This is a genomic window from Streptomyces minutiscleroticus (assembly GCF_014650875.1).
Taxonomy (GTDB): domain Bacteria; phylum Actinomycetota; class Actinomycetes; order Streptomycetales; family Streptomycetaceae; genus Streptomyces; species Streptomyces minutiscleroticus.
Genome location: NZ_BMVU01000215.1, coordinates 1 through 981, shown reverse-complemented (window position 1 = coordinate 981; position 981 = coordinate 1). Strand labels below are relative to the sequence as shown.

Below are 981 nucleotides of genomic sequence, written 5' to 3'. Positions count from 1 at the left end.
TTCTCAACGGTGATCATTTCCAGATTCCGTTGAGGACGAGGGCGGCGCGGGCGATGTCGCCGATCCGGCGCGGGCTGAGGGTGACGTGCTGCGGGGCGCGCCGGCGTTGCTCGAGTTCGGCGGCGGCGCGTTCGCCGAGGGCGCGGATGCCCCGGATCAGCTGGTTCCTGGTGCGGGTGTCGGTGTGCAGGGCCTTTTCGGACTGGCCCCTGGGGCGTCGGGTGGGCGCGTGGATGTCGATGCCGGCACCGGTGTACCCCTGGTCCGCCAGGGTCGGCAGCCCGTGGGCCGCGGCCTGGTGGAGCGCGGACAGGACATGGAGGCGGGCGGCGGTGATGTCGGGGGTCGAGCCCGGTTCGGCCTCGGACACCCACAGCGGGGTGCCGTCCGGGGCGGACAGGAACTGCACGTTGGTGCCGAAGGTGTTGTGCTTCTGGCTGCACCATACGTCGTTGCCATTGTCGCGCACCCCGGCGACACGGTCGGAGCGGATGAGGGTGCCGTCGAGGAGGACATGACTCATGCCCTCACGTCGGCAGTGCTGCAGGACCTGGTGCAGGTCGGGGGCCTGCTCGGCCAGGACGTCGATGCCCTCGTGCAGGTAGCGGTGGCCGGTGGCCCGGGAGACGCCGGCATCGCGGGCCGGGCAGTGCACGCAGCTGCGCTGACGAAAGCCAGCGCAGCACCGGCACGGCCTGACGGAACGGGCCGAGCTTCCGGCTTCCGCGCGGAGTGCCGATGCGCCGCCGGTGCGCGGCCGGCAGCCGGGCGAGGCGGTCCGCCACGCGGCGGGGCACGTCGAGCGTGGCAGGACAGGTGATCAACGGGAAGCCTCTGGTGGTTACGGACATGATCTTGTGGTGAGACCTGTCCTGCCAGGGGCTTCACGTCTGTCCACGAGCGGGCTCGACGTCCCCCGCCCGCTTGGCCAGCGGGTGACTCACGGCAGCCCACGCCGGCCATTTCGCTGAGAAAACGTCA

At 71.2% G+C, this 981-nt stretch carries 1 pseudogene; it reads right to left on the bottom strand.

The features are described 5' to 3' along the window. Positions 1-13: 13 nt before the first annotated feature. Positions 14-824: pseudogene (locus IE271_RS41075) on the bottom strand (transposase family protein). Positions 825-981 lie beyond the last annotated feature (157 nt).